The organism is Pirellulales bacterium (assembly GCA_035656635.1).
In the GTDB taxonomy this organism is placed as follows: domain Bacteria; phylum Planctomycetota; class Planctomycetia; order Pirellulales; family JADZDJ01; genus DATJYL01.
In genome coordinates this window covers 1-25958 of sequence record DASRSD010000128.1, presented here as the reverse complement: position 1 = coordinate 25958, position 25958 = coordinate 1, and the positions used below count along the sequence as shown (strand labels likewise).

The following is a 25958-nucleotide window of genomic DNA, read 5'->3' as shown; positions in this document are numbered from 1 at the left end:
CGCTTCAATATGGCCGCTTCGCTTCGGCGCCAACCATGCGGAAACAGCAACGCAGAAACGGGTTGTGCTGCACTTTCTAGCTTACCAACGCACCCCGACTAGCGCTCTCTTGGGTAACTTCGGCGGCAGTGGCATCGGAAGAGCCGCGTGTGCTGGAGCCGTTGGCGCCCGCCACAGCCTTCGCAGCGCGTAGCGGACCGCTGGTGACTTCACCATCGCGAACGGTGCCGTCTGAGGCGCCCGTGATGGTCGGCGTGCCGTCACGGCTGACCCCGCCGTTTTCCTGCCACCATTTTTGAGCGTCGGCGGCAGTCCATTTGCCGTGCAATTGTGATTGGGCCAGCGATGCGCTTAAAGTCGCCACGTCGGCAAATCGATCGGCTGGCTTCTTTTCCAGGCAATGCAGCACAATCTGCTCTAAATCGGCCGGAATGTCAGGTTGCAATTTCGATGGCGGCGTCACGGTTTTGTTCGCATGCGCCAACAGCACCTTTACCGCATTGTCGCCTTCAAATGGCGGATGACCGGTAAGCAAGTAGTACGCCACCGCGCCCAACGCGTAAATATCGCTGCGCGCATCGGGCTCGCCGTCGCTAGCAGCTTGTTCGGGAGACATGAACAACGGCGAACCGGTAATCGAACCTTGCTGCGTAAGCGTGACATCACCATTGGTGTTCATCAGCGGCTTGGCCAATCCGAAATCGAGCAGCTTGGCGACATCGTACACGCCCCCCCGTTCCGCGGCGAAAATGTTGCCCGGCTTAATGTCGCGGTGCATCAATCCCAAACCGTGGGCTTCCGCCAGCGCGCCGCAAATTTGTTCCAGCAGCCACACCACTCGGGCCGGGTGCATGGGTCCGTGTTGTTCGACCAAATCGGCCAGGCTTTTTCCGGGCAAATATTCCATCACATAGTAAAACGTGCCGTCGTTGGTGTGGCCATAATCGAAAATTTCGATGGTGTTCAAATGGGTGAGCTTGGCCGTGGCCTGCACTTCGCGATGGAAACGGGCCAACGACGTGGGATCGGCCGCGTTGCTGGGCTTAATCAGCTTGATGGCCACCGGGCGCTTCATCAATTGATGTTCGGCCAGGTGAACTTCGCCCATGCCGCCGGCGCCGAGCAGGCGTTTTAGCTTGTATTGCCCCAATTGCTTGGCTTCGAACACTTCCCGCCGCAAGCGGTTAATAGTGTGCACGCCCCAGGCGCCAATGACTGCGGCCAGGACCATGGTCATGAAGATCATGGAGATGATGGACGCGTGGGCATCTTGAGCATAATTTGGGATCGTGACGGCGGCGACAATGCAAATGGCTGTGGGAGCAAGGGTGAATATGCCCAGTACCCAGGCGGCGCGCTTCCACGTGTTGGGAATGTACAGCGAATACGTGAGAATCAGCAGCATCCAGGGCGCGGTAACGCCTATTAAAAACTTGTTGCCGCTACGGATTTCCAACCACTGCAGCGTAATGAAAAACAACATGGGCACGCCGAAAATAAGCAGTTCGGCCGCGCGCAACTTCGCCAACGAAAAAGTGCACTTCTGGCACAAGCGACCGCCGACTAGCAACAAGCAGAGCGTGGTTATCCCATGAAACAACAGCAAGAACATTTCTTCCGCGCTGTGGTAATTGACGGTGATCAATTGCCGCAAGAAGAACACGCCGAAGCCGCCGCCCAACAGCAGCGCCGCCATTCGCAGCCGGCCGCGCAACAGCGAGCGAGTTTCCTTCGACATGTGCGGACTACTACCCTGGCACATGGCAACCTGGCAGCAGGGCCCACTATGCGAATCACTAGAGCCCAACAGCGGCAGCGGGGACGCTACCACCGTGGCATGATTGGATGAATCAGACATATCGCTAATCCTCCGCCATTGACCTGATGACAGTTCTTTGCAAGCGGCGGTTCGGCGAAAGCTCCCGCCGCGGGACATTTATCATACTCCGGCGAGAAGCGGCTGGCGACAGTGTCTTTTTTCAGCGCAAGCTGGGCTCTGTAACCACTTAACTCAAAGATCGATCCTGCAATGCATTTCCCGCCGCTTACCGAAATTGTCTGCTAGACACTTCCAGAAATGGCGAAAAAAAACCTGCTGAACCCCCTGCTTAAGCCGCCCGGCGGCGGGGGGATGCGGCAATTGCCAAGCGGTCTAAATCGGCCCTGGAAATGGGCGTTAGCTGCGGCTGTTCTTCGCGAATTTCTTCCCGCAACACCGTGGCTTGCGGGGCTAAAAGCCGGTTCAGAAAGAACCAGGCACGCGATAGAGAATCCGCATCTTGATCGGCGGAAATCAGCACCAGCTCGATCCCATGCAGCAGATTGGCCGCCCGGGGAAGCGCCTCGTGCGGATTTCCAGGAAGCAGGTGGATTTTGGCTCCCGTCGGCCGCAACAATTGATGGGCGGCTTTCAACGAAAATGCCGTGGCTCCAGCCGGTCGGGCATCGAACGAATCAATCCCGGCGAAATCAATTGGTTGGGCTGCTTGGTACCGTTGTGCCAACGAGATCATTCGCCGCGGCCGCACGGCATCGCCCAAACCCAGCAGCATGATTTTTCGCGGCTTGTTCTTACGAATCAGCCGGTACAGCGCGCGGTCGCTCTTGGGACGCGTTAACCAGCACCATGAAAACACATTCCAGCCGCTAGCCGCAGACACCGGAGCCCTCCCTGGCGGATGTTCAGCGCGTCTCTATTCCTAGTTCGGCTAGCGGTGCCAGCAAGATTGAATGCGGATTTTGTGAAGATTTCTTGCCCGCCAGCAGACAGCAGCGGCAAACGTCTGCGGTTTTATCGCCGATGAACCTGTAGAATACGCTGCACATTCCTATTTACTGACCACCGCTTTGCCCACTGCTGCTTTAGCGGCGGGCTTTTTGACCAGCGATCGATAGTACTCGATCGAGCGGCTTAGGCCCTCTTCAAAATCGACTTTGGGCTCGTAACCCAAATGCTTTTGGGCCTGCGAAATATCGGCCAGGCTCTCGCGCACGTCGCCGGTGCGTTCCTTTTCGAGTTTAGGCTTGATGTGCGTGCCCAAGAGCTCGTTTAGCTGAGCAATTAAATCGAGCAGCGTTACTCGGCTGCTGCTGCCGACATTGAACACGTGCCCAGAAACCTCTTTCACGTCTGTCTCGGCGGCAAGCAGATTCGCTTGCACCACGTCGGCCACAAACACAAAATCTCGCGATTGCTTACCGTCGCCAAAAATTGTGGGCGCTTTGCCGGCGAGCATGGTGGTGATGAATTTCGGAATGACAGCCGAGTACTCACTGTTGGGATCTTGCCGGGGGCCGAACACGTTGAAATAACGCAAGGCGACGGTTTCCACTTCGCTGACGGCGGCAAACGATTGGCAATACAATTCGCCGGCAAGCTTCGCCGCCGCATACGGCGAAATGGCCATCGGCAAATCCGTTTCTTGCTTGCTCGGTTTGGGGGAATTGCCGTACGCACTGCTGGAGCCCGCGTAAACCACACGGCGCACGCCAGCCTTCCGAGCGGCATCCAACAAAGTAAGCGTGGCTGTGGCGCAAGCCGCGTGGGTTTCCAATGGCTTGGCCACGCTGCGCGGCACCGAGGCAATGGCCGCCTGATGAAAAATGCAATCCATTCCCGAAACCGCGCGGGCAACGGCAACAGGATCGGTTAAATCGGCTTCCAAGAAGTCAATTTTATTGCGCGATTGCTCCAGGTTTTCCAACCGGCCGGTGGAAAGATTATCAAGCACGCGGACCTGCAGGCCGCGTTCAACCAGAGCATCGACCAGGTGCGACGCGATGAAGCCGGCGCCGCCGGTGACAAGAACTTTACGCATGCGAGTGTGTGTGAATGGCTGACAGGTGATTGGTGGTTGTATTCCCCAGGAATTCTACCTTACAACCGCCGCCAGGGGCAGATGCTACAACTTGAAATGGAAGGTGTTTTGCAGGAATCGCCAGGCGCGCCAGCCCAGCGAATGCCACGGGCCGTCGATTTTGGCTTGCCCTTTCAGCCCGGTGAGCAAATTGTCGTTGTCGTCAGGCAGCGGAACACGGGCTTCGTAGGAAATGTTGGCCGGTCGGAGCATTCCGCTTTCGTCTGGCTTCGTTTCCAAGCTGCCGCCGGCTTTGCTCGACAGCGCTTTGGGAACCACCTTCATCGGATCGCTCGAGATTTCAGCGATTTGGCTGTGCAACGTGACGCCGGGTTGTTCATCGAGCATAATCTTCACGTGCTGCCCCGCAAATACTTGATCGATTTCGGACTGATCGACCACCAGCACCGCTTCGTATTTTTCAGGATCGCCAATTTTGCAAAATAGCGTGTTGGGCTTGAGCGTTGCGCCTAAATTCTGCTCGTCCAGCGGCGTGCCTTCCCAAGCGTTTAGTCTGCCATCGGTCGAGGGATGACTAGGAACGGACGGCGGCGGAATGACCACGCCCGCACGATGGGCCACCAAGTGCAGGCGTTGCGCCTCGGCCTGCTTTTTACTTAGTTGCTCTTCAATCGCCGTCAATTGCTTTTGCGCTTCAGGAATAATATCGCCCGCCTTCCGGTCGTCGTGCTGCTGCATTCGCAGGGCGTTGAGCTGCGCCAGAATTTGGTTGTGGCGACTGTTCAATTCGGCGATGGCTAATTCCAAATCCGAACTTTTCAAATCGGCCAACGGCGCGCCGGCTTGCACGATGTCGCCGGCATGCACGTATTGGGAGTCCAGCACGCCGCTGACATCCACATAGACCGAATCCGCATTTTGCGGCTCTACGTGCAGCGTACAAAACACGTGGTAGGGGAATGGCATGAAAACAATGACCGCCAGCACGCTCACAGCAATGGCTAAAGTGGCGTAAAAACGGGGCTTTTTCACTTCATCAATCCTCCCGGGAACATAAAAGAATTTGCCCATGCTGTACACGGGTCGACCGACCAGGCTGGCGATCGACGCCGCGGCAATGATATAGCCGAAAATTTCCAAACGATGCGGCTGAAACACGCGCAGCAAGAAATACAAAATCGAAAGCATCACGAACCAGCTGTACAGCGAGGCCGCCACCGAGTACAGCATAAACCAAAACTGATTGCGCGTGGGAAGGAACGGGTCTTCGGGCTGCTCCAACCCTAAGCACCATTCACCCAGCCTTCGGTTGAGAATCGTCGTGGCCTTCTGACGCAAGTTGGGAATTTCCATTAAGTCGGCCAGAATGTAGTAGCCGTCGTAGCGCAACAGCGGATTGCCGTTGAAGACTACCGTGCTGACCGAGCAAACAAACATCGTGCTTAAGCAAACATTGTTCAGCAAGCCGGGTTGGCTGAACCACCAAATGAACGTGGCAATGGAGGCGATGCAAACTTCGACATACATGCCGGCGGCGCCAATGAATGCGCGATGCCATTTGTTGGGCAGCATCCATGAGTCCGACACGTTGCAATACAGGCAGGGAGTCAACACTAGGAACATCACGCCCAATTCATGACACTCGCCGCCAAAATGCTTGCAGGAAAGACCGTGGCCAAACTCGTGCAAAATTTTCGTAAAAACCATCGCGATGGCCAACACGATCCAGTTGTGCGGGCCAAAAAATTGATGAAACTCCGGCAGCTTGGCCCGAAACGTGTCAAATTGGACCAGCACTAACGTCAAGGCCGAAACCAACATCAACAGGCAAAGGCAAACGACAGGCGTGCTGAGAAACCAAGCGACTTTGGGATGCAGCCAATTGAAAAACCGTTCCGGGTCGATGCCTTTGAAGCGAATCGCCAGGAGATTGGAAACCGCGCCCCAGAATTCGCGCTTTTTGCGGTCCCACCGCAGCTTCAGCAGCTGCTTTCCTTGCCCCGGCACGGCGGCGATCACCAGCGCGCTTTGATGCAGCATGCCGATCAGGCGGCCCAACTCTTCCAGCGTGATTTTTTGCGGCGCAAATTCTTCCTCAAATCGTTCCCGTAAATCGTCGAGACTGGTGTGCCCGTCAAGCCAATTCAACAGCGCAAATTCTTCCTCTTGAAAACGAAAATAATTCAGCCCGACAGGATCTTTCACAATCCAATATTGCCGTCCTTGGTACCGCTGGCGCGTAACTTCCAAATCGGGCCGCTTGCGAATCGCCAGCGGCCGAGCAGAACTGGAAACTAAGCTGTCGGCAAGACTAGGCATAGGTAGGCAAATGACGAATGGCCAAGCACCAATGACCAATCGGCTGGTTTTTCAATCGGTCATTCGCGCTTGGTCATTTCAATTGAATGGTCATGGCGGCAGGCATGCCGGGACGGAGCAGCCACTGTCCGTTCTCTTTGCGATTGTCGACCGTGGCGCGAACCGTGTACTCGGTTTCGCCGCGAACTTCGGGATCGACGAACACAATTTTTCCAGGAAACTGCACTTTGCGACCGTTGGTTAATTCGGCTTGCACCACGACCGGATGATCGGCGATTTCGCCGGGACTGAATTTATCTTTGTCCAAATAACCTTCCACGCGCAGGCGATCCATGCGAATGACTCGCACCACCGCGTCGCCCGGTTTTACCCATTCGCCGAGATGAGCGTAAACTTGCTGCACAACACCCTCGATCGGCGAGGTAATTTTACGGCGCTTGATGGCTTCTTTGGCCAGATCTACTTCGGCCTCTTTGGCTTCGGAGGTGTATCCATCGACAATGTGTTGTTTGCCGGCTTGCTCAATGGCGAGATTGGCTTTATCGGCGGCAAATTTCTTTTCCGCCATTTCCACGTCGGAAAAGGCCAACGGCTGCTTTTTGTTTGCCTCCAAGCAGCGCAGGTATTCGAATTTTGCGACTTCATAGGCTGCGGTGGCATAGCGGACATCAATGTCACTGTTCGATTTTTCTGCGGCGCCGTTATATTCTGCCGTGGCGTTTTTGAGTTGCTTTTGCACTTGAGCATCATCAATTTGAGCCAGCAGCGTATTCAGCGGCACTTGATCGCCTTCGTGCACTTCAATTTTCATCAACACGCCGGCTTCTTGCGCCGGCACTTGGGCCTCTTCATCCAAACGGACCTCGCTGTGATCGAGGGTAACCGTACCAGGCTGCGAAGTGGCGCCTGAGGAAGCGGGAGGAGCATTGGAAGCCGTGGTGGAAGCGGCAGGACGCTGCGCCCAAGCCAGCGCCGCCAAGGCCAAACAAGCGGAAACGGTCAGCACTATAATTCGCATGAGATAGCCTCGTCGTGAACCGCCGAAGAATTGTCGCCACTTACCAGCGGAATAAGATTTTCGATTGGATAAATTCTAATACGTCGTGGAACCACACGTAGCCTAAGCTCCGGCGGCCACAATCGATTTTGGCCGAGACCCCCGCCCCTTTGGTAATTAGATCGGGGTCCAAATCCGCTTTGTTCATGGTGACCAGCACCTTGACGGTATTGCCCTCTTCTCCTTCCACTTCCGCCTTTTCCTGCACCTCCTTGATCGTGCCGTGCAACCAGCTGCCCCGATTCTGCTGCAACATGTAGATCACGTCCAAATCTTTTTTGTGCAGGTCGCGCTGGGCACGCTTAATGTGCCCCATGCGGTCTTCCGGCATGAGCACTTCCAGTTCCCAGTCCTTGGTCGGATCGATGACGGTCATCAACACTTGCCCTTTTTCCACGGGACGGTTGGCGAGCAAATCCTCCAGTTTGAAGGTCACTACTTTGCCGTCGATGGGGCTGCGCACCGTCAATTTTTTCTTTTCGTCTTCCAACAGCTCCCGCTGCCTGCGGAAATCTTTTTGATTTGCCCGTGCCACGGCCAGATCGCCTTCGTTTTTGGCGCGTTCCTGGGCGCTCATCCGGGCATCGTGGCCGGCATCTTCCAAATAAAGAATTTTTTGCTCGTTGGCCGTTTCCTGGCCGATTTTTTCGGACAGTTGTTCTTCGAGTTTATCGTTTTGCAGCTCGACCAGCACATCGCCGGCTTTTACGTTTTCACCATGCTTCACCAAAACCTTGACGACCTGGCCATCGGTCTGCGTGAAGATGTCTCGCTTGACGACGGGCTCCAGCGTGCCTTTGCCGTGCAGTTGAAATTCCGCCGGCACAAAGAACAACGAAGCGATGCCGACCACCACCAGCACAATCGCCGCTAAAGTTTTGGGGAGCGTGCGGGCGGACACCAGCAATCGTGATTTGCCCAACGTGCGCCACACCGGCATCAGAAACAAGCTGTTATGCTCCAGCGCGTTCGAAAGCGCCGTGCAGCCATGCTCGGACACCACGTCAACCCGGCGGCGCATGGCGGTGGGAATGCCATCAGTGTTAATTTGCTCGATAATGAGCGCACCAATGTACTCCGGCTTGTGCGGCGGAGCGTTTTCGACTTCGTGCTCCTCCGCATCATGCGGCTTGGCCAGCGGCAACACGACGACGGTTTTTGAATGCGATTCGTCCACGTACGCTTCCACGGCCTCTTCCACTTGGGGCGCTAAATCTCGCGTGTCGCCGGTGTACCACAGCGGCTCGCCCGCCCGGACCACCACCGTGGCCAGCTTTCCCAGCAGCGTCACCTGGTTGGAGCGCTTGTCGAAAGTTTCCTGGCCGCTCACGGCTTCAATTTTGCTTTTGCGCCCTTTGTGAATGGCCACCGACACCCGGTCGCAGTCAATCAACCGCCGCCCTTCGTTGGCCAGCGTGTAGGCCGTGGCGCGGGGCTCCAAGCTGCCATGTGCCAGCCGTGTAAATTGCTCCAGTTGCGCCCAGATGGCCTGGCGATCGGTGTACAACCGCAATTGGCGGGTCTTCAAAAAATCTTCCGCCAGATCGCACATCTGCATCACGAACCGCAAATAACCGCGCTCCACGGCCGGACGCCCGCCAGTGCGCTGGAAAATTTCGACCAGCCCGCGGGTTTCCGTATCGCTTTTCAGAATTCCCAGCACCAATAAGCTGTCGGTGGGATTGGCCGAATCGTCCTCCGCGTTCACGTACTTGGGCTGCACAACGGCGCCTTGCCCGCCGGAAAGAATTTTCCGCAGCAGCTTGCCGTGGCGTTGCTGTTCTTCCTCGCTTTCGTGCAAGCGAGTTTCGGCCAAATTGATTTGGGCGCTAAGGGTCAGCCGGCCTTCGTCATCCAGCGTCCACACTGCGCCACCAACGGCCGCCAGTGCCGCCACCACACGGTGTAGAAACCCCTCATAAAACTCTTCGTGCGAAACCTCCGCCCGGGCGAGCCCCTCGATTTCCGAGACCAACCCGCGGATTTGCTGCCGCGTTTGATCGACCATTTCGGGCTGATACGATTGTTCGGTACTCATGCGGGGACGGTCTGGGGGTCCGGGGTCAGTTTGTCAAAGGTGGAGGAATGTAGCGCCGCCCAAGGTGGCGTAAGAATTCGGTGCCCGAATGTCTAGTGCATTCGACGTACCGGCTACCATTTTTAGTATCCGCTCCGTTGACCGTAGACGCAAGGTCTTGATCGGCAGGACATTCGGCATATTCGCTACGGGCCACGCATTTTCCGGGCGAGTGCCTGTTTGACAGGGGTCAACGGCCAACGACATCTGCCATCCACTGACGCAGCGCCCGCTGGCAAGCCAGCAGAGCAGTCGATCATTGCAGCGCCCCTCAGCAACGAACTCGGCCCGAGCTGCGCTGGCAAGCCCGGGCCGAGAAGCTGTTATTGTTCAAACTTTGCGCAACCGGATGCGGCAGCCCTTAGGATTTTTTACCATACCGCAGTCATCCCCACGTTTACACCTTGTACGACCAAATCGCCGTGATTGTTCACATTGGTTTGGCCGCCGGCCACAATGTTGATGAAGTCGAATTGATCGGGCGCCAACGCCACATGGTCGATAAAGTACACGTTATAGCCGGCGTGGAAGCTGAACGACGAACCGAGCGGAATCACCCCTTGCAAACCCAGCTCGGTCACGAAGGCCACGCGGGTTTTGTCGGCAACCTCGGGCACGCCGCTGGGCGGGACCGGAGTGCCTGTAGCTCCATCAATCGCAAATTGCGATGTCGTCACGGAGTCGGCCATCACAGCAAATTTGGCATCGAAATCGAAATCGATCAGGCCAAACATTTCCCACCGGCCCAACAAGCCAACTTGTCCGCCGTTCATGCGGTTCAAGCTGCTGTCGTCAATGAATGCCGGCGTCGTGACCGTTGAAATAGTGTCGATCCGCGCGGTTTCGTCAATTTGCATGTAGCGATAGCCGGTAACGAACTCGAAGCTGCCCACGGGAAAAATCATGTTCAGCTCGCCGGTCTGAATCGAGCTGGTGTACTTCAAGAAGACCTGGTCGACATCGAAAAAGCCCGGTACGGTGCTTAGGCCGCCCAGCAATGGGTCGCCCGGCGCAATGTTGAGATTGCCGCCTATGTCGATGACGCCCTCGGTTTGCTGCGATACATACGTGGCAATTTTGGAATACGTGGCCTGATAAGTAATGCCGCTAGGACCAATCAACTCCATGTGCAATCGACCGCCGTAGTCCCACTGAAACTTTTCTTCATTGGAGTTGAACACGGGCGTGTAAGTACCGTCAAAGTTATCGAGGAACACCAAATTTCGATTGGTTCCAGCATTGCGTGTCATGGCCAGGTTATCCCAGCCGGCGCTCCACACGTAACCCATTTTTCCCGGGAACATCGAGCCGTGACAGAAATTGTAGAGCCAGTTACAACAACCGCAGCAGCAGCCTTTGTAGCCATCGTTGCATTGATTGTCGCACGGCTGGCCGGGGCCATAACCTTCATTCCCTTCGGGAGCGCCACCAGCGTAACCCATTTGCATTCCGCCAGGTGCGGGTCCGCCAGGTCCGGGTCCGCCGAGGTTGGCGCCCGGAGTCATTACGCTGCCCGGCGAGTTGGAACCCGCGCCTTCTTCGGCATCCGCCTGATAAGACACCAAGCGGTTGGGATTGCCGGAATTTTTGTCAGAATACTGTTGATAATTAACGTCGCCCCGGGCGCTGCCGTTGTAGAACAGCAATCCGTTTTCGGTATGCACGCCTGGCGGAAGTTTCATGGGCGGCGGATTGGCCTTCGCAACGGCCCCCTGCGGTCCATGATATTCATTGGGATACGCCGAGGGTTGCGTTTGGCTCTTGAATTGATTCGAGTTTGAAGCGCTCGCTGCCTGCGGATTTTGGCCCGCTGCCGGATACATTCCCGGCGCCATCGGGCCGGGTCCGTATGCGCCGGCAGATCCCGGCCCGGAGTACATCGCCTGATTGGGCATTGGATACATGCCTCCGCCGTTCATCGGACCGTAGCTGTAAGCGGCGGGCATTCCACCAGGCATGCCGTTTCCACCATAGCCATAAGCCGCCGGCGGTATTCCCGGTTGGCCGTACATGGCCGGCGGGTACATTGGCCCTGCACCGTTAGGTCCGTAAGCGGCCGGCGACATTGGGCCGGGGCCATACATCGGATACGGTTGCTGATACTGCCCACTGGCAATCGTCGCCACAGCGGTCGACAAAATTCCAGCCAGTGCCAGAGAAAATCGGCTCATCGATGGTTCCCCCTAACGAACAGCAGAAGCCCTTCCGTCGAACAGCTCGACGGCTCTGGAGCTTGTGCCTTGGGTGCGGGGAGATCGCCGACCAAGCGCTACGAAAGCGCTAGACAAACCCCCCTTACCACCGCTTTCATCGGTATAATCGGCCAGTCAACTCAATTGGAAAATGCCGCACTGGTGTTAAACACGGTAAAATCGGTATGGTTAAGAAAGATTTTGGGTAGACTGGGAAGAATTTTCTGCCTGAGTACCGGCCCCAAACAACCGCTGTCGTAATGCCTGAACTTGAGCCATGTGCGCCGCGAATTGCGGTCCAACATGGCTGGCTTCCAAGAGCTCGGGCTTAAGAAACATAGCGCCTGGGTGCGGCAAGCGGTGCCATTCGGCCAACAGGACTAGCAACCGCTGCTGATTCCGATCGAGTTTGTGGGCTCGGCACAATGCTTCAAACAATTTACTAGGATGATTCGCCGACCAAACGCCATACCACCGCTTCCAAATGGCGAATGCCGCCCACAGCCCGCCAGCTAGCAAAAGCAGCAACAGGAAGCAATTGCCCAGTTCTAAATGGCCTGCGTGGTCGCGCAAGGCCAGCGCCAGTAGGCACATGCTCGCCATCGGTTTTGTGAAATGCAAAACAATCATGGCAGTGGCGTTACTTCCATCTCACTTCGCTTCGCTCGAGGAATGTCGGTTCATGGCTACAGCTTTTCCTTTGCTGCAACGGCGTCGGCGGCCAATAAATCTTCGACCATGGAATCAAACCCCCAATGCTGCAAACTTTGAGCGGCCCCTTCCTGAACCACAATGCTCCGATCGTGACGTGCAGCCAAAAGCGCCCGGCGAGCATGGTCGGTGGGGCATTGTGCCAATGCTTTGGCGGCCTCGGCCCGGACCAAATGATCTTCGTCGGTTAGCCGCTGAATAATTTGTGTTTCGAATTGCGGCACCAATCCCATGGAAGAGGCCATTGCCACCGCGCGAATGCGGCGGGTCCGGGAGCGGGCGTCCAGCTCTTCCTGCAAGCGTTTCGGAACAGTGAGATCCACCTTCCGCACCGTGGGGCCGGTTGTGCGACGAACATGGTCGTCCAACGAGTCGAACGCCGCAAAAAACCGATCGAACGAGAATTCTTCCAAGCTGCGCCGCGCGGCATTGCGAATGCATTCGTATTGGCTGTCGAGCATCGAAAGCAACAGCGGCAATGCGCCGGTAATGCCGCGCGAGCGAATTTGAACCAACACGTGCGCCTGCACTTGCGGATCGGGGTCTTGCAACGCTTCTTGGGCGAGCTGGTTGGCCTCCGCGCCCTGAAAGCTTGCCAGCGCCAAAGCCGCGGCTCTGCGACCAGCCGGTTTGCCAAACCGCACCAGGTGCTCGATCAGCTTGAACTTGGTATGCCGGCTGATGTTGCTCGTTAAAGCCAATTGCACGGACCCGCCTTGAACGGCTTCTTCCAGTTGATCGACCAGCCTCACGTGGTCCTGCATCCAGCAAATGGTTTCGATCTTGTGTAAATTTTGCGTCATTACGGAACTGGGCTGCGAGCCGATTTTTCGCAAAAAATGCTCTAAAAACAGCTTGTCGCTGCGCCGCCCAAACAATTTGATGACCGTCGAAGGAGCTTGCGGATCGTCCAGAAAGCTCAGCACCAACCGGATGACTCCTCCGCGCGTGCTGTGGGTTAGCAAATCGATGACGCTGAGATAGGCCACGTGCATGGGGTCGGCCAGAATTTTTTGCAGCGCCGGATATTCGCGCGGAGCCAGCAATAATAACGCCTCGACAATTTCCGGCCGCTTATGCTGCGGCAACCGAGCCAGCGATTGCTCCAGGCTGTGCAGCATGTGCTTGCGCATTAAGGGCGGATCGCGCCCTGCTGAGGTGCTCTGCCCCGTCGCCAGTTCGTCGTAGAGCAACTCGGCCAATTTCAGCACGTGTTGAGCCGCTAAATCACGGTGCGGATGCGTTTCGTCTTCTGCCGTATGAACCAGCGTGGGCAGCATGTCATAATCGTGGAACTCCAGCGTGGCTGCGCAACCTGTGGCAAAGACTTTGGGATCGGCCGATTGAATGGAATCGCGCAGTCCCCGGCCCAAATAGCGATGATACTCGCCTACAATTTCCCGCGCGCCGGCGTCCAAGGTTGCCAGCCGGTTAATGATTTCCTGATTCCCCAAGGTCGTGCGGCGCTTGAGCAGGCTTTCTAGCGCGCCGTCGCGAATCGGCTTCAGGGGACTATCGAGCGCATGCAACAGCAGCTCCACGGCCGATTCGTTGTGCGTTTTCCACAGCACATCGAACGTGATGCTTAAGTCCGTCTTCGGGGAGTTTTTGGGGGTCGGGCGACGAAGCATTCCACAGTCACAAAAAACGCTGGGGCAAAGGGCACTCTGAACGAACGGGCGCAGGGTGCAAACACCCGATCTGACACGGTTTAACCTCGATCCACTTTCTGCTTTCCTGCCCCACGGTTGTGAGCAATCCGACACGGCCAGCGGCGGCCGTCAATGACCAGTCAACCAGCGGTGCGCCTTGCCCATTTATCCGTTATGGTAAGCATACTTCGCGTACACTTGGTCCGCGGCAGGCATGACGCTTGGATTAGTAGAATCGGTTTTCCCATGTTGGATTGCCTGGTGAGTGGCCGTGCCGGTTTGATAGAATGCAGTGCATCAATGTGCCTAAAGACCGCCTTAGTGTTCGGGAGCTGACGATTATGCCGATCCTACTGGATGCCCCGGCCGTGCTAGAGCAGGAGTTCTTGGAACTGCGCGCCCGGTTGCTGCAGGTGGCGGCGCAGTTGGATCGAATCGATCGTGCTACCGGAAGCGTAAATAACGACCCACGCATCTTGGCCGCGCTCCAAGCGATCGAAGTCTTAAGCCGGCCGGACCCACAACGTGCGGAAAAAGTCCAGTTGATTTTTTCTCGGCCTTACGATGCCGATTGGAAAAAAACTCTGGGTGTCGCAGCGTCCTAATCGACGCAGCGATTGGCTGTTCTCGGGCCTTCTTTCCCTCTCCCTTGATGGGAGAGGGTGAGGGTGAGGGTGCCTGAATTGTAAGTGGCAGCCTTTCCCTAAAAAATCGTGCGCGCGATTCCGTCAGTCGCGCCATTCCTCACGGCTCCTTTTTCTTCCACCCGCGCTTCGATTTTTCCAATCCCCGCCTCTCGGCTACCATGCGGGCAGCAAGATTGCCTAGACGTTGCCGGTCGGCTGTCCGCCGGTTTGCCGCATCGTGGTGTTCCCAGCACATCAATAATCAGGCAGAGATTGCGTCAGCTTCGTGCCGGTGTAATCGGCTCAGCACTAGGTCTGCCACTTTCCGGCTTGATGCTCTGGCGCGCGGGGGCAAGCAACTAGCGCGAAAATGCACTAATTACTTGGGAAAAGCTTTTTTGTGCAGACGGCCGCTTTTTTGTGCCAGCAGGGCTTTTTGTGCAAAGCCGTCGTCCATCGCATTGGGCCGGACCACATTGGTGGCCAGGCCGACGGCTTCCAGAAAGCAGATCGTCAGATAGGTGATGTCCAACTCCCACCAGCGGTGCCCGTGTGCGGACGATACCTGGTCGGCGTGATGATTGTTGTGCCAGCCTTCGCCGTGCGCTAACAGCCCGACCAGCCAATTGTTGCGGCTGTTATCGTCGGTTGCATAATTTCGGTAGCCCCATAAGTGCGTCAAGGAGTTGACCGACCAGGTCACGTGCCACACCAACACGGTGCGGGCAAATACTCCCCACACCAACAGGCTCGCGCCAAACTGCACTCCTCCCAGATAGCGACCGGTCGTGATCCACCCGACGGCCAGCCCCGCGAGAAAGAAAAATGCCGCGTGGGCCACATACACCCACAGCCATCGCAGCTTTCGCTCGAGCCACAAATAAAACGGATCGCGCAAAATATCGCGGGCATAGCGTTCGTAAAACGAGACCTGGCTCAACTCTCGATTTTCGATCAACAGCCAACCCAAGTGACCCCACAAAAATGCCACCAACGGGCTGTGCGGATCGGGCTCTTCGTCAGAATGCTGATGGTGCTTGCGATGTACCGCCACCCACCGGGCAGGTGAATCTTGGAGGCAACATACTCCCAATATCGCTAGAAAATGCTCGAACCATTTCGGGCAGGCAAGTCCTCGGTGCGTTAACAACCGGTGATAACACAAAGTCATTCCCAACATGCCGAACACGTAGTGACCCGACACCAGCAGGATGACGCCCGTCCAACTAAAAAGCCAAGGCACGACAATCAGCAAGCACAACAAGTGAATGAGCACAATGGCGACGGCGTAACCCGTGAATATTCGCGCCGGGCGCGTGCCGATTGGTCGTGCAACGCCGTGAGTCGGCGCGATGTTGCGAACCGCCCGGTCTAAATCTGGAAGTAAGGTACTGGGCATCAAGCGATGTTTCAAAAAAAAGTCGAATGACCGCGCGGGAAATGATGTGCCTATCCTATCGGATAAAGTGGCCACGCGATACCCTGAGATTTGGCCACAGGGTTTTTCCCGTCAGCACTAGAAATTGGGCCACGCCTTTTGCTACTGTGCAGCGTGTGGGTGCTAGCATTTTTATTTCGTGCCACGGTGTTCATCGCAGTTGACGGCCATTGGCACTCCGCCAGAGACATCCTGTATGGCATTTTTCCATTCTTCTTCTGCACTTTTCTGATGCTCGATTGGGTCGGTTCTAGGAAAGGCTTCCGGGCAGATGCGTTTCACTTCCGTCTTACTCCTGTTTTCCACGTTCTGCCTTCTGCTTTCTGCTTTTTCCATTCCCCACTCCCCATTGGTCATTCGTCTTGTTCTGCCTTCTGCTTTCTGCCTTCTGCTTTTTCCATTCCCCATTAGTCATGCACACCAGCTTCGCATCCAAAAACGAACAACAATGAACATAAACGAACCTAAACCGAGACCGTTTTGTCCACGCTCACCACGGAAGCATGGCGGATTCCTTGCAAATTTTTGGTGCGTGCGGCGAAAATTCATTCCTTTTGTTCGGAAAATAAAAATCACTGCCAAAATTCCAAGTTCCATGGCCTAACTTCGTAACTTACAGCCCACGTTCTCTCGGGATATACTTATTAGAGTCCTTTTTCACACACAAATTTCTAACTCCAACCCACAGTTTTTATTAGCACATTATGTCCGCCGCTTCCCACACCATGTTCGAAAAAATTTGGGATGCACACGTCGTGCATGCCGAGCCCGGCAAGCAAACGCTGCTGTACATTGATTTGCACCTGGTTCACGAAGTCACCAGTCCCCAGGCGTTTGAAGGCTTGCGGTTGGCAGGCCGGAAGGTGCGGCGGCCGGAGTTGACGGTGGCCACGCCCGATCACAATGTGCCGACCACCGATCGCCGGCTGCCGATTGCCGACGCCATTTCCAAGCAGCAAATCGACACGCTCCGCAACAATTGCCGCGAATTCGGCATTCGCATCTACGATTTGAACAGTCCGCAGCAAGGAATTGTCCACGTCATTGGCCCCGAGCTGGGCATTACGCAGCCCGGAATGACCATTGTTTGCGGAGACAGTCACACGGCCACGCACGGAGCTTTCGGCGCCCTGGCCTTTGGCATTGGCACCAGTGAAGTGGAGCACGTGCTGGCCACACAAACGTTGCTGCAATCCAAACCCAAGACTTTTGAACTCCGCGTCGACGGCCAGCTGGGCCGCGGCGTGACAGCGAAAGATGTGATTTTGTATTTGATTGGGCAAATCGGCACTGACGGCGGCACGGGCTACGTCATCGAATACACCGGATCGGTCATGCGCAGCTTCTCGATGGAGCAGCGTATGACTGTCTGCAACATGTCGATTGAAGCCGGCGCGCGGGCCGGCATGATTGCGCCCGACGAAACCACTTTTGCCTACATTAAGGGGCGCGAATTCGCGCCGCAAGGAAACGAATTCGATGCAGCCGTTGCTCGTTGGCGGCAACTTCCCAGCGATCCCGGCGCGAAATATGACCGCGTGGAAGTGTACAATGCCGCCGACATTGCTCCGCAAGTTACCTGGGGCACGAATCCCGGTCAGGTTGTGCCCGTGGTGGAAAGTGTGCCCGACCCAGCCAAGTTTAAAACCGAAGATGAACGTAAAACTGCGGCTCAATCGCTTAAGTACATGGGTTTAGAGGCGGGCAAACCGATGCAATCGCTGGGGCTGGACCGGGTGTTCATCGGCTCTTGCACGAACAGCCGGATTGAAGATTTGCGGGCCGCCGCCGCCGTGGTGCGCGGTTACCACGTGGCCAAAACGGTCGATGCGATGGTCGTGCCCGGCAGCGGGCAAATCAAACAGCAAGCGGAAAAGGAAGGCCTGGACCGCATTTTCAAAGAGGCCGGCTTCGATTGGCGTGAAGCCGGTTGCAGCATGTGCCTGGGGATGAACCCCGATATTCTCACTCCCGGCCAACGTTGCGCCAGCACCAGCAACCGCAATTTTGAAGGCCGCCAAGGCAAGGGAGGCCGCACGCATTTGGTCAGCCCCGCCATGGCCGCCGCCGCCGCCATCGCCGGCCACTTCGTCGACATTCGCCAGTGGGAGTACAAAAAATAATGCAATCCTTCACCAAACACACAGGCTTGGTCGCGCCGATGGATCGGGCTAATGTCGACACCGATCAAATCATTCCCAAGCAATTTCTCAAGCGGATTGAACGGACGGGCTTCGGAAAGTTCTTGTTTTTTGATTGGCGGTTTAAGGACGACGGTTCAGACAATCCCGAGTTCGAATTGAATCGGCCGCAAAACCGCGGTGCAAGTGTTTTGCTGACGCGGCGCAATTTTGGCTGCGGTTCCAGCCGCGAACATGCCCCGTGGGCGCTGGCCGATTACGGTTTCCGCGTGGTCATTGCCCCCAGCTTTGCCGATATTTTCTACAACAACTGCTTCAAAAACGGCATGCTGCCAATCGTGTTGCCAGAAGTCACCGTGGACGATTTGTTTGCTCGCTGCGCTAAATACCCTAGTTACAAGCTGACGGCCGATTTGGAAGCATGCCGCTTAACTGATGAGCATGGTCTGTCGCTGCCATTTGAAATAGAAGCCTTCCGTCGCCACTGCTTGTTGCACGGCCTGGACGACATTGGCCTGACATTGCAACAGGTCGACACTATTACCGCCTTCGAAAAACAGCAGGGCATGAGGCCCGTTGCCGCCCAATGACTGCCACGCCTGCCAGAACTTCCGTTTTTATTGCGCGAGACAAATACCAGGCGATGCCGCGAAAATCGTTATTTCGGTTGATCGTTGTCGCCGGATGGCTGCTGAGCGCAGCCGCGGCCTGGGCGGACGGCGCCAAAGGAACGGACACGAGCGAAGCCAAGAAAAATCTCAAAGTGGAAACGGTGCTCGGTGGGCTAAACCATCCCTGCAGCGTCGCCGTTCGGCCAGAAACCGAGTACGTTTATATTGCCGATTGCGGCGCCGGCCAGGTGCTGCGCTTTTCGCCTGCCCACGCGGAAAAAGCAGCACCAGCCGTAATCGATTTTCCCATTGCCTCCCCTGCTGCCGCAAATGCCGCCAGCGGCGGCTTATGGGGATTGGCATTTTTAAGCCGCAATGCGCTGGCCACGGTAAGCAGCACCATTCAGGACGATCACGAAGAAGCCGCAATTAGCGCGTTCGAGCTGCCCACGGTTGGGTCGGCCGCCGAAGAAAAGCCACTGAGCTACACCGCCGGCAATCGCAAGTCCATCGCCATCTTCACCGGCGCTAATGCTCACAGCGGTGAGATCAACGGTTTCAGCGTGGCGCTATTCGATTTCTCGTCATCGGCATTGTTGATTGCCGCTCGGCGGGGCGACGATAAGGCCGGCATTTACAAAGCAGATTTGGGCAAAAACCACGACTCGATTGACTCGGTTCATGGATTATTCAAATCCGGCGCCGCGAACAAATCGCCCACAATTATTTGCGCTACCGTTAGCCCCCATGGCCTGCTCGTGGCGGTCCAAACTCCCGCCGATGATGCACATTCCGGCGCGAGCTTGGCGTTTTATCAATTGCGAAACGGAAGCTTGCTCACGAGCATGCCGCTCGCCCTGACCGACGTTGTGGCCCTGGCGTACAGTCCCGAGCATGGCCGGTTATATGCGATTACTCGCTCGGCAGGCAAATCGGATGATGATGGGCTATATCGCTTGGATGCCGGCAAAGTGGACGACCGCGCGGGCGTGAAGGCAGTCAAAATGACGGCGCTGGAGCAACCGTCGGCAATGACCTTCGGAACCGACAGCACCTTATGGGCGACCGCGCTCGGGCCGGCCGGCGATAGCGCAAAGAACGACTCCAGCGCGAAATCGGGAAAGCTGCTCAAAATTACCGGCGATTTGTAAACCCACCTCGAAACGGCGGAAGCGAATTACAACGTATGCCTGAATCTCGTCGTAGCCGAATTGAAGGTTTATTGGCGCTGGAGCCGACCGATCAATTCCTGCGTTACAGCCTGGCCATGGAATTGGAAAAGGAAAGCGATCACGAGCGCAGCCTTTCCGGATTGCGGGAATTGCAGAACGATTCTGCGCCTTACGTCCCGGCATTTTTCATGGCCGCCCAGCAACTGGTGAAGCTAAATCGAATTCCTGAAGCGCGAGACACGCTCCGCGCTGGAATTGAGGAAGCCCGTCGGCAGGCCAATGCCCACGCCGCAGGAGAAATGAGCGAGCTATTGGCATCGTTGGGGACTGTCGGAGAATGACCACCATGCCAGGGATCGAATTTCGCCCCGAGCTGGCTCACGAAAGCGTGTTCATTGCCGCTGGCGCAATTGTCATTGGCGATGTGCATCTGGACGAGGAATCTAGCGTCTGGTTCAATGCCGTGCTGCGCGGCGACACCGAAGCCATTCGCATCGGTCAACGCACCAACATTCAAGATGGTTGCATTCTGCACGCCGATCCAGGTTTCCCCTGCACGATTGGCGCGGGCGTAACGGTCGGGCACGGCGCGATTGTTCATGGCGCTGTGGTCGAAAACGATGTGCTGGTGGGCATGCGCTCGGTATTGATGAACGGTGCTCGCATTGGCACAGGCAGCATCATTGGCACAGGCACGGTCGTCACCGAGGGAACGCAAATCCCTCCCGGCTCGCTGGTGCTGGGCATTCCTGCTCGGGTGGTGCGCGCGGTTACGCCGGAAGAACTCGATCAACTCCAATTAACCGCCAGCCGTTACGTAGGACAGGCAAAGCAATACCGCGGTGTTTGATTAGCGGTGTTTGATTATCTGCGCTTTGTGCCGCAAGCTCCGGCGACGGCGCAGGCCGTGGCGCACAATGTGCAACCGCCATGTCCCGCTGCTTCTTCCGTGCCACAGCCAGGCCCGCAGCCCGTGGCCAGGGTTTCGGAAAACTTGCGAAACTCGGCGGCGGCATCGTACACCTCAGCCAGCTCGGTGGTAATCGCTTCAATTTCCGGCGTCACTTCACCCAGAAAATAGAAGAACAATGAGCGGCCATCGAACAGGTGCTCCACATCAAACAAGGTCGCCGAAATTCTCCGCTCGGCCAGCCGCTGCGTGCACGCTTCCAGCGCTTTTTGGCGGTTCTTTTCTAGCCGGGATATCAGCAGTTCATCTTCCACGGTCATGCCTCGCAGAATGGAACCGTCGCCCGCGCCGCGTGCTGCCGATTCCTCGGCCGGGCCAAGCACTTCGCCAGTTTCCAATCCGCGGCTGGTGCGCACAATCACACGGCTTGCGCGCGGATAGGCCACGGCATCGACGGACGTAAACCGCCCGACGTGCCCCATCAATCCCACGCGTACAAAATGCTGTCGTGACATATCCTCATTGTCGGTCACCCGGCTCCCATTGCCAAGCCGATTTTTAAGCCGCGGGGTGGCTCTTTCACCTTTCACTCGGCATGTTTTGCGACCATACTGGGTGAACGTGCAAGCAGCATTGTGCCATTTATGGCCGCCAGCGCGCATGCCGCACGGCTAAAAAATCGTGACCACCCCTACTTGAATTTTTCGCTTTCTTCTTATGCCCCAACCTGTTGTATTTTCGACTGAAATAACATCGGCTTCTGCCGCAAACTCCTGGCAAGAGTTGGCGCAGCGCGTTCTTGATGGCCACCAACTTACCCGCGACGAAGCCTTGGCGGTATTGAAATCGCCCGATGAAGAACTCCTCGATCTCATCGCCGCCTGCTTCAAAATCCGACAGCGTCACTGGGGCCGGACCGTGCAGCTCTACTTTTTGATGAACGCCAAAAGCGGCCTCTGCCCTGAAGATTGCGGCTACTGCTCGCAATCGAAAGTATCGCAAGCCGAAATTCCGGTTTACAACCTGATTTCGGAAAGCAAGCTGCTCGATGCCGCCCGAATATGCCACGAGCGTGGTGCCAGCACCTACTGCTTGGTCATTTCAGCCCGTGGACCCTCGGAGCGCGAGATGGAAGCGGTCGAGCACATTGTGCCCAAAATCAAAGCCCAGTACGGATTGAACGTGTGCGCATGCCTGGGTTTGCTTACCCCGGAGCAAGCGCAGCGGCTGAAAGCCTGTGGCGTCGACAAAGTGAACCACAACTTAAACACCAGCCAGCGGTTTTACCCGGAAATTTGCACTACGCACACCTGGCAAGATCGGGTCGATACATTGCAGGCGGTGCGGGCCGCCGGGCTGGAACTGTGCTCAGGCGGAATCATTGGCATGGGCGAATACGATGCCGACGTGGTCGACATGGCCTTTGCGCTGCGCGACATGGCGGTGGAATCGATCCCGTTGAACTTTCTGAACTCGATCGACGGCACTCCGCTGGCCGGCCCACAGCGGCTTAACCCGCGCTATTGTTTGAAAGCGCTGTGCCTGATGCGGTTGGTGAATCCGGCAACCGAAATTCGCATTGCCGGCGGACGCGAAATTCACTTGGGGAGCTTGCAGGCCCTGGGATTGTATGTTGCTAATTCAGTTTTTGTCGGAGATTATCTCACGACCAAGGGGCAAGCCCCGGATGCCGATTATAAAATGATTGAAGAGCTAGGCTTCACCATTACCGGTGATCGACGCTAAGGCATGGTGTGAATTCGCGTTGTGGATTCGGCCGGGGGATTTCAGCGCGCGGCGCAACATCGGGCCACGATTTATGGCAACTTCGTGCTTTAGCTTTGGGGTAACAGAGTTCCCTTGCCGGCGAATTTTATTCCTAGTTGCCGTGGCGGCAGGCATAATTCGGGCGGCTATTGCAGCCGAGCCGCTGGGGAATCCGTCGGCTGCTTCCAAGCCGGTGGAACAATGGGGAATTTTTGAAGTCGAATTGCCCGGCCCAGTGGAGGGAAATCCATTTGTCGAAGTTCAATTGTCGGCCAGCTTTCAGCCCTCCAAATTGAAGGACTCTTCACTGGATAAACCCATCACTGTTCACGGGTTCTACGACGGCGATGGCATTTACCGTGTGCGTTTCATGCCCAATGCTCCAGGCACGTGGGAATACATTACCCACAGCAATCGAACCGAACTGGATGGCAAGCAAGGAGCCTTTACGGTTGTCGCTGCGGCCAGCGGCAACCATGGACCCGTTCATGTAAACAACACGTATCATTTCGCGTATGCCGACGGCACGCCATTTTTTCCGTTTGGCACCACGTGTTACGCCTGGATTCATCAAACCGAGGAATTACAGCGGCAAACGCTCGCCACATTGGCACAAAACCCATTCAATAAAGTGCGGATGTGCTTGTTCCCGAAGTGGTACGACCACAATCATCGCGAACCGGCGTTGTATCCGTATGTAGGCACTCCGCCAAACCAATGGGATTTCACGCGGTTTAACCCCGCGTTTTTCCAGCACTTGGAGCAGTGCATTTCGCAACTGGGCCAACGGGGCGTGGAGGCGGACATCATTTTATTTCACCCCTACGATAAGGGTCATTGGGGCTTCGACCAAATGCCGGCCGCAGCGGACGATTTATACTTGCACTACGTGGTGGCGCGGCTGGCGGCGTATCGCAACGTGTGGTGGTCGCTAGCCAACGAGTGGGATTTGCTCAAGCAAAAAAAAGAAAGCGATTGGAACCGCTTTTTTGAAATCGTGGCGGCCGACGATCCGTATTCCCATTTGCGCTCCATTCACAATTGCGCGGTGCTTTACAACCACACCAATCCGCTGGTGACGCATGCCAGCATCCAAAACGGATCGGCCGTGGAAGATATTGGCCGCGCCGAAATTCTGCGCGACGTGTATCGCAAGCCGATCATTTATGACGAAGTAAAGTACGAAGGCGACTTGCCGGTGCGCTGGGGCAACCTAACGCCGCAAGAAATGGTGCATCGGTTTTGGGTGGCCATCATGGCCGGAACCTATGCCACGCACGGCGAAACATACCAACATTCGGACGATCAAATTGCCTGGGCCAGCGGCGGCGTATTGCGGGGAGAAAGTCCGCCGCGCATCGGTTTTTTGAAAAAAATTGTGGAAGCCGGACCGCCGGAGGGAATTAACCCCATCGATAAGTGGCAAGATTTACGCACCGCCGGCAAGCCAAACGAATATTATCTCGTCTACTTCGGGAAAGAGGCGCCGCAGGAATGGACGTTTTCGCTCCCCATTTCCAAACCGTCGCAATTGCCGATGAAATTTCGCGCCGAAATCATCGACGCCTGGAACATGACCATTGCTCCCGTGCCGGGCGAGTTCGAGGTGGCCAAGGAAACACCCTATCGCTATAACTGCCCCAGCCACGCCACTATCACGTTGCCTGGCAAGCCGTATATCGCACTACGAATTACGCGGGTTCACGAAAATAATTAACCGCGGGCCGTTGCCGTGCTATTTTTACGTAGCGAAAGTTTTCACCGGCGGCAGGAGCAAATTGGCAAAGGATCGCGTTGTGTTGCACGTGGGCGGCAATTTACTTTTGGCTGCAGGCCGGGGAGGAAATGCCCAGGTATTGTTTGTGTTCTTGATTTGCATTTTCGTGGTGGTCATGGTGATCGGTTTAATTACCTCGTCGCAATCGCGGAAAAAGCGCGTCGCCGGGTTGCGGCAGGCCGCCGAACAACTCGGTTTCGAGTTCTTTTCCAAGGGAAACTCCGATTATCAAAAATCATTGGCCGACATGCCCTTGATGAAACTCGGCCACGGCAAGGAGCTGTCGAATCTGCTGCGCGGCAATTCACAAAGCATTTCCGTAAATATTTTCGACTACAAATATGTCACCGGCGGCGGCCGCAGTTCGACAATTTGGCGGCAATCGGTAATCGGCTTTCAGGCAGAGGCGTTGACATTGCCCGACTTTACGCTTAGCCCCAAAGGAATGTGGAGCAAGCTGGGCACTTTATTTGGAAAGCAAAGCATCGAGTTCGACAACCACCCGGAATTCAACAGCAAATATCTGCTTCGCGGCAGCGATGTGGACGCCGTTCGCGATTTATTTACTTTGCCAGTTCTGGATTTTTACGAGCAAAACCTAGGCTGGAGCACCGAGGGCACTGGCAATCGGCTGCTACTTTATAAAACGTCGAAGCGCGTGCCGCCCCCGGAAACCGCCGCCCTATTAGAAGACGGCTTAAAGGTTCTTTCGCTGATGCATTCCAGCAGCGTCTGAGAGTTGCCTGTGCGCAAGTGATGTTCGCGGACGACCGCTTGCGCCGACTTATCGATTGAAACTGTTCACGCCGCATTCCGGCGGAAACGCAGCAAGACGACTCCAACACATCCTAATGCCAGACAAACAGCACCGGGTTCGGGAACTGGATTGGGAGAGAAAGAGATGTCATCAATGTCGATGTAATCTTCGGCCAGAAAAGTGCCTTGGCCCGAAACACCGGCAGCTTGAATCGTGAATTGGGCAGATGTGCCTGCAAATGCACTAACATCACCGGCCATCGTCATGACTCCACTGGAACTGGACAGCGTGATCATGTTGATAACGTTGCCGTTGATCGTAACGGTGGGAACATCCCGAACATTTGCCGGCGGCCCAACGCCGCGCAACAGGATCAAAATCGATTTGGCATTGGCCGGTATGTCGCCCGTTTGTGAGATGGAGGAAGCCTTATATAAGCCTGAGCCTGATGGAGCGTCTGCGTAAGCGGAAAGTTCCAGGCTATAGTTTCCGTCAATTGGTTTGGGAAATCCGGATGCATCGAGCAGCGCCACCGAGGTTTCGTCCAAAGCGCCACCTCCGCCCCAGACCGCCGTGCAAATGGTGGAATCTTCCTGGGCAGTCCAAAATGGGAAAGCCGCGGCCGCACTGATAGGGTTTAAACCGATCGCATTACCATTGGGAACGTAATTGGCTGGCGGCGAATGAATGGTGGCTTGCTCAAAATCCAAATCTTGAAAGGGAGCCGCGGACAAACGAATCGCGGCGCCGATACACCAAGCAGTAAGCAAAACAATGAGTTGACGGTTCATGGCTGGTTCCTCAGTCGACCGACGTTGAAATCAAGATGAGACCGCCAGTATGTCGCATATGATAGGGCGCTGTCAATTTTTCCCGGAGGGACAGAAGAGCGCTACTCGCTCGTCGTGGCCATTTCGGCTTTCATTTCGTCCA

At 56.1% G+C, this 25958-nt stretch carries 23 protein-coding genes; 9 read left to right on the top strand and 14 right to left on the bottom strand.

Annotated features, from left to right (window positions below; translation table 11 throughout):
- Positions 1-76: 76 nt before the first annotated feature.
- The 9 genes from VFE46_12150 to VFE46_12110 form a co-directional block, all read right to left on the bottom strand.
- Complete coding sequence (locus tag VFE46_12150; protein HZZ28745.1) at positions 77-1858, bottom strand: serine/threonine-protein kinase; 1782 nt, start codon at positions 1856-1858, stop codon at positions 77-79.
- Between the two features lie 250 nt (positions 1859-2108).
- Entirely contained in the window at positions 2109-2660 is a 552-nt protein-coding gene (locus tag VFE46_12145) for a hypothetical protein (GenBank protein ID HZZ28744.1), read from the bottom strand.
- 168 nt (positions 2661-2828) lie between these two features.
- Positions 2829-3818, bottom strand: coding sequence for an SDR family oxidoreductase (locus VFE46_12140; protein ID HZZ28743.1), 990 nt, complete (start codon positions 3816-3818; stop codon positions 2829-2831).
- Between the two features lie 84 nt (positions 3819-3902).
- Positions 3903-6137, bottom strand: coding sequence for a hemolysin D (locus tag VFE46_12135; GenBank protein HZZ28742.1), 2235 nt, complete (start codon positions 6135-6137; stop codon positions 3903-3905).
- A gap of 73 nt (positions 6138-6210) precedes the next feature.
- Positions 6211-7155 (bottom strand): HlyD family efflux transporter periplasmic adaptor subunit, encoded by a 945-nt coding sequence (locus VFE46_12130; GenBank protein HZZ28741.1) that lies wholly within the window; start codon positions 7153-7155, stop codon positions 6211-6213.
- A gap of 40 nt (positions 7156-7195) precedes the next feature.
- Positions 7196-9232, bottom strand: a complete 2037-nt coding sequence (locus VFE46_12125) for an HlyD family efflux transporter periplasmic adaptor subunit (protein ID HZZ28740.1) — start codon at positions 9230-9232, stop codon at positions 7196-7198.
- Positions 9233-9642: 410 nt separating this feature from the next.
- On the bottom strand, positions 9643-11442 hold the full coding sequence (locus VFE46_12120; protein ID HZZ28739.1) for a BBP7 family outer membrane beta-barrel protein: 1800 nt from the start codon (positions 11440-11442) through the stop codon (positions 9643-9645).
- Between the two features lie 210 nt (positions 11443-11652).
- Entirely contained in the window at positions 11653-12093 is a 441-nt protein-coding gene (locus VFE46_12115; protein HZZ28738.1) for a hypothetical protein, read from the bottom strand.
- A gap of 56 nt (positions 12094-12149) precedes the next feature.
- Complete coding sequence (locus VFE46_12110; GenBank protein ID HZZ28737.1) at positions 12150-13805, bottom strand: HEAT repeat domain-containing protein; 1656 nt, start codon at positions 13803-13805, stop codon at positions 12150-12152.
- A 362-nt stretch (positions 13806-14167) separates the two neighbouring features.
- Between VFE46_12110 and VFE46_12105 the strand changes: the two genes are divergently transcribed.
- Positions 14168-14431 carry a hypothetical protein gene (locus VFE46_12105; GenBank protein ID HZZ28736.1) on the top strand — a complete coding sequence of 88 codons (264 nt, stop codon included), beginning with the start codon at positions 14168-14170 and terminating at the stop codon, positions 14429-14431.
- Positions 14432-14831: 400 nt separating this feature from the next.
- On the opposite strand, the gene VFE46_12100 is transcribed toward VFE46_12105, so the two are convergent.
- From VFE46_12100 to VFE46_12090, 3 genes are all read right to left on the bottom strand, one after another.
- Positions 14832-15851 carry a fatty acid desaturase gene (locus VFE46_12100; GenBank protein ID HZZ28735.1) on the bottom strand — a complete coding sequence of 340 codons (1020 nt, stop codon included), beginning with the start codon at positions 15849-15851 and terminating at the stop codon, positions 14832-14834.
- A 171-nt stretch (positions 15852-16022) separates the two neighbouring features.
- Positions 16023-16226, bottom strand: a complete 204-nt coding sequence (locus VFE46_12095) for a hypothetical protein (GenBank protein ID HZZ28734.1) — start codon at positions 16224-16226, stop codon at positions 16023-16025.
- 75 nt (positions 16227-16301) lie between these two features.
- Positions 16302-16487, bottom strand: coding sequence for a hypothetical protein (locus tag VFE46_12090; GenBank protein ID HZZ28733.1), 186 nt, complete (start codon positions 16485-16487; stop codon positions 16302-16304).
- Positions 16488-16594: 107 nt separating this feature from the next.
- Here VFE46_12090 and leuC point away from each other — a divergent pair, with 107 nt between their 5' ends.
- From leuC to VFE46_12065, 5 genes are read left to right on the top strand one after another with little or no spacing between them, the layout of a single operon-like run.
- The gene (leuC, locus tag VFE46_12085) at positions 16595-18013 is read left to right on the top strand and encodes a 3-isopropylmalate dehydratase large subunit (protein HZZ28732.1); all 1419 of its coding nucleotides are present in this window, start codon (positions 16595-16597) and stop codon (positions 18011-18013) included.
- Positions 18013-18621 carry a 3-isopropylmalate dehydratase small subunit gene (gene leuD / locus VFE46_12080; protein ID HZZ28731.1) on the top strand — a complete coding sequence of 203 codons (609 nt, stop codon included), beginning with the start codon at positions 18013-18015 and terminating at the stop codon, positions 18619-18621. The genes leuC and leuD overlap by 1 nt, the downstream gene beginning before the upstream one ends.
- A 53-nt stretch (positions 18622-18674) precedes the next feature.
- Complete coding sequence (locus VFE46_12075) at positions 18675-19793, top strand: hypothetical protein (GenBank protein ID HZZ28730.1); 1119 nt, start codon at positions 18675-18677, stop codon at positions 19791-19793.
- Positions 19794-19828: 35 nt separating this feature from the next.
- Positions 19829-20155: a hypothetical protein gene (locus tag VFE46_12070; protein ID HZZ28729.1), complete on the top strand. Its 327-nt coding sequence runs from the start codon at positions 19829-19831 to the stop codon at positions 20153-20155.
- A 5-nt stretch (positions 20156-20160) separates the two neighbouring features.
- Positions 20161-20664: a gamma carbonic anhydrase family protein gene (locus VFE46_12065; protein ID HZZ28728.1), complete on the top strand. Its 504-nt coding sequence runs from the start codon at positions 20161-20163 to the stop codon at positions 20662-20664.
- Between the two features lie 14 nt (positions 20665-20678).
- Here the strand turns inward: VFE46_12065 and VFE46_12060 are convergent, their stop codons facing one another.
- Positions 20679-21239, bottom strand: a complete 561-nt coding sequence (locus tag VFE46_12060) for a PSP1 C-terminal domain-containing protein (GenBank protein ID HZZ28727.1) — start codon at positions 21237-21239, stop codon at positions 20679-20681.
- 202 nt (positions 21240-21441) lie between these two features.
- Between VFE46_12060 and bioB the strand changes: the two genes are divergently transcribed.
- From bioB to VFE46_12045, 3 genes are all read left to right on the top strand, one after another.
- Complete coding sequence (gene bioB, locus VFE46_12055) at positions 21442-22470, top strand: biotin synthase BioB (GenBank protein HZZ28726.1); 1029 nt, start codon at positions 21442-21444, stop codon at positions 22468-22470.
- A 142-nt stretch (positions 22471-22612) separates the two neighbouring features.
- Complete coding sequence (locus VFE46_12050) at positions 22613-24208, top strand: DUF5060 domain-containing protein (GenBank protein HZZ28725.1); 1596 nt, start codon at positions 22613-22615, stop codon at positions 24206-24208.
- Positions 24209-24269: 61 nt separating this feature from the next.
- Positions 24270-25004, top strand: a complete 735-nt coding sequence (locus VFE46_12045; GenBank protein HZZ28724.1) for a hypothetical protein — start codon at positions 24270-24272, stop codon at positions 25002-25004.
- Between the two features lie 65 nt (positions 25005-25069).
- On the opposite strand, the gene VFE46_12040 is transcribed toward VFE46_12045, so the two are convergent.
- Positions 25070-25816 (bottom strand): hypothetical protein, encoded by a 747-nt coding sequence (locus VFE46_12040; protein HZZ28723.1) that lies wholly within the window; start codon positions 25814-25816, stop codon positions 25070-25072.
- Between the last annotated feature and the right edge of the window lie 142 nt (positions 25817-25958).

What these genes read in the sequence shown, in the direction of transcription:
- VFE46_12150 (HZZ28745.1), bottom strand. Translation starts at nt 1,858, where the DNA reads ATGTCTGATTCATCCAATCATGCCACGGTGGTAGCGTCCCCGCTGCCG.
- VFE46_12140 (HZZ28743.1), bottom strand. Translation starts at nt 3,818, where the DNA reads ATGCGTAAAGTTCTTGTCACCGGCGGCGCCGGCTTCATCGCGTCGCAC.
- VFE46_12135 (HZZ28742.1), bottom strand. Translation starts at nt 6,137, where the DNA reads ATGCCTAGTCTTGCCGACAGCTTAGTTTCCAGTTCTGCTCGGCCGCTG.
- VFE46_12130 (HZZ28741.1), bottom strand. Translation starts at nt 7,155, where the DNA reads ATGCGAATTATAGTGCTGACCGTTTCCGCTTGTTTGGCCTTGGCGGCG.
- VFE46_12125 (HZZ28740.1), bottom strand. Translation starts at nt 9,232, where the DNA reads ATGAGTACCGAACAATCGTATCAGCCCGAAATGGTCGATCAAACGCGG.
- VFE46_12120 (HZZ28739.1), bottom strand. Translation starts at nt 11,442, where the DNA reads ATGAGCCGATTTTCTCTGGCACTGGCTGGAATTTTGTCGACCGCTGTG.
- VFE46_12115 (HZZ28738.1), bottom strand. Translation starts at nt 12,093, where the DNA reads ATGATTGTTTTGCATTTCACAAAACCGATGGCGAGCATGTGCCTACTG.
- VFE46_12110 (HZZ28737.1), bottom strand. Translation starts at nt 13,805, where the DNA reads ATGCTTCGTCGCCCGACCCCCAAAAACTCCCCGAAGACGGACTTAAGC.
- VFE46_12105 (HZZ28736.1), top strand. Translation starts at nt 14,168, where the DNA reads ATGCCGATCCTACTGGATGCCCCGGCCGTGCTAGAGCAGGAGTTCTTG.
- VFE46_12100 (HZZ28735.1), bottom strand. Translation starts at nt 15,851, where the DNA reads ATGCCCAGTACCTTACTTCCAGATTTAGACCGGGCGGTTCGCAACATC.
- VFE46_12095 (HZZ28734.1), bottom strand. Translation starts at nt 16,226, where the DNA reads ATGGAAAAAGCAGAAAGCAGAAGGCAGAACGTGGAAAACAGGAGTAAG.
- VFE46_12090 (HZZ28733.1), bottom strand. Translation starts at nt 16,487, where the DNA reads ATGGAACTTGGAATTTTGGCAGTGATTTTTATTTTCCGAACAAAAGGA.
- leuC (HZZ28732.1), top strand. Translation starts at nt 16,595, where the DNA reads ATGTCCGCCGCTTCCCACACCATGTTCGAAAAAATTTGGGATGCACAC.
- leuD (HZZ28731.1), top strand. Translation starts at nt 18,013, where the DNA reads ATGCAATCCTTCACCAAACACACAGGCTTGGTCGCGCCGATGGATCGG.
- VFE46_12075 (HZZ28730.1), top strand. Translation starts at nt 18,675, where the DNA reads ATGCCGCGAAAATCGTTATTTCGGTTGATCGTTGTCGCCGGATGGCTG.
- VFE46_12070 (HZZ28729.1), top strand. Translation starts at nt 19,829, where the DNA reads ATGCCTGAATCTCGTCGTAGCCGAATTGAAGGTTTATTGGCGCTGGAG.
- VFE46_12065 (HZZ28728.1), top strand. Translation starts at nt 20,161, where the DNA reads ATGCCAGGGATCGAATTTCGCCCCGAGCTGGCTCACGAAAGCGTGTTC.
- VFE46_12060 (HZZ28727.1), bottom strand. Translation starts at nt 21,239, where the DNA reads ATGTCACGACAGCATTTTGTACGCGTGGGATTGATGGGGCACGTCGGG.
- bioB (HZZ28726.1), top strand. Translation starts at nt 21,442, where the DNA reads ATGCCCCAACCTGTTGTATTTTCGACTGAAATAACATCGGCTTCTGCC.
- VFE46_12040 (HZZ28723.1), bottom strand. Translation starts at nt 25,816, where the DNA reads ATGAACCGTCAACTCATTGTTTTGCTTACTGCTTGGTGTATCGGCGCC.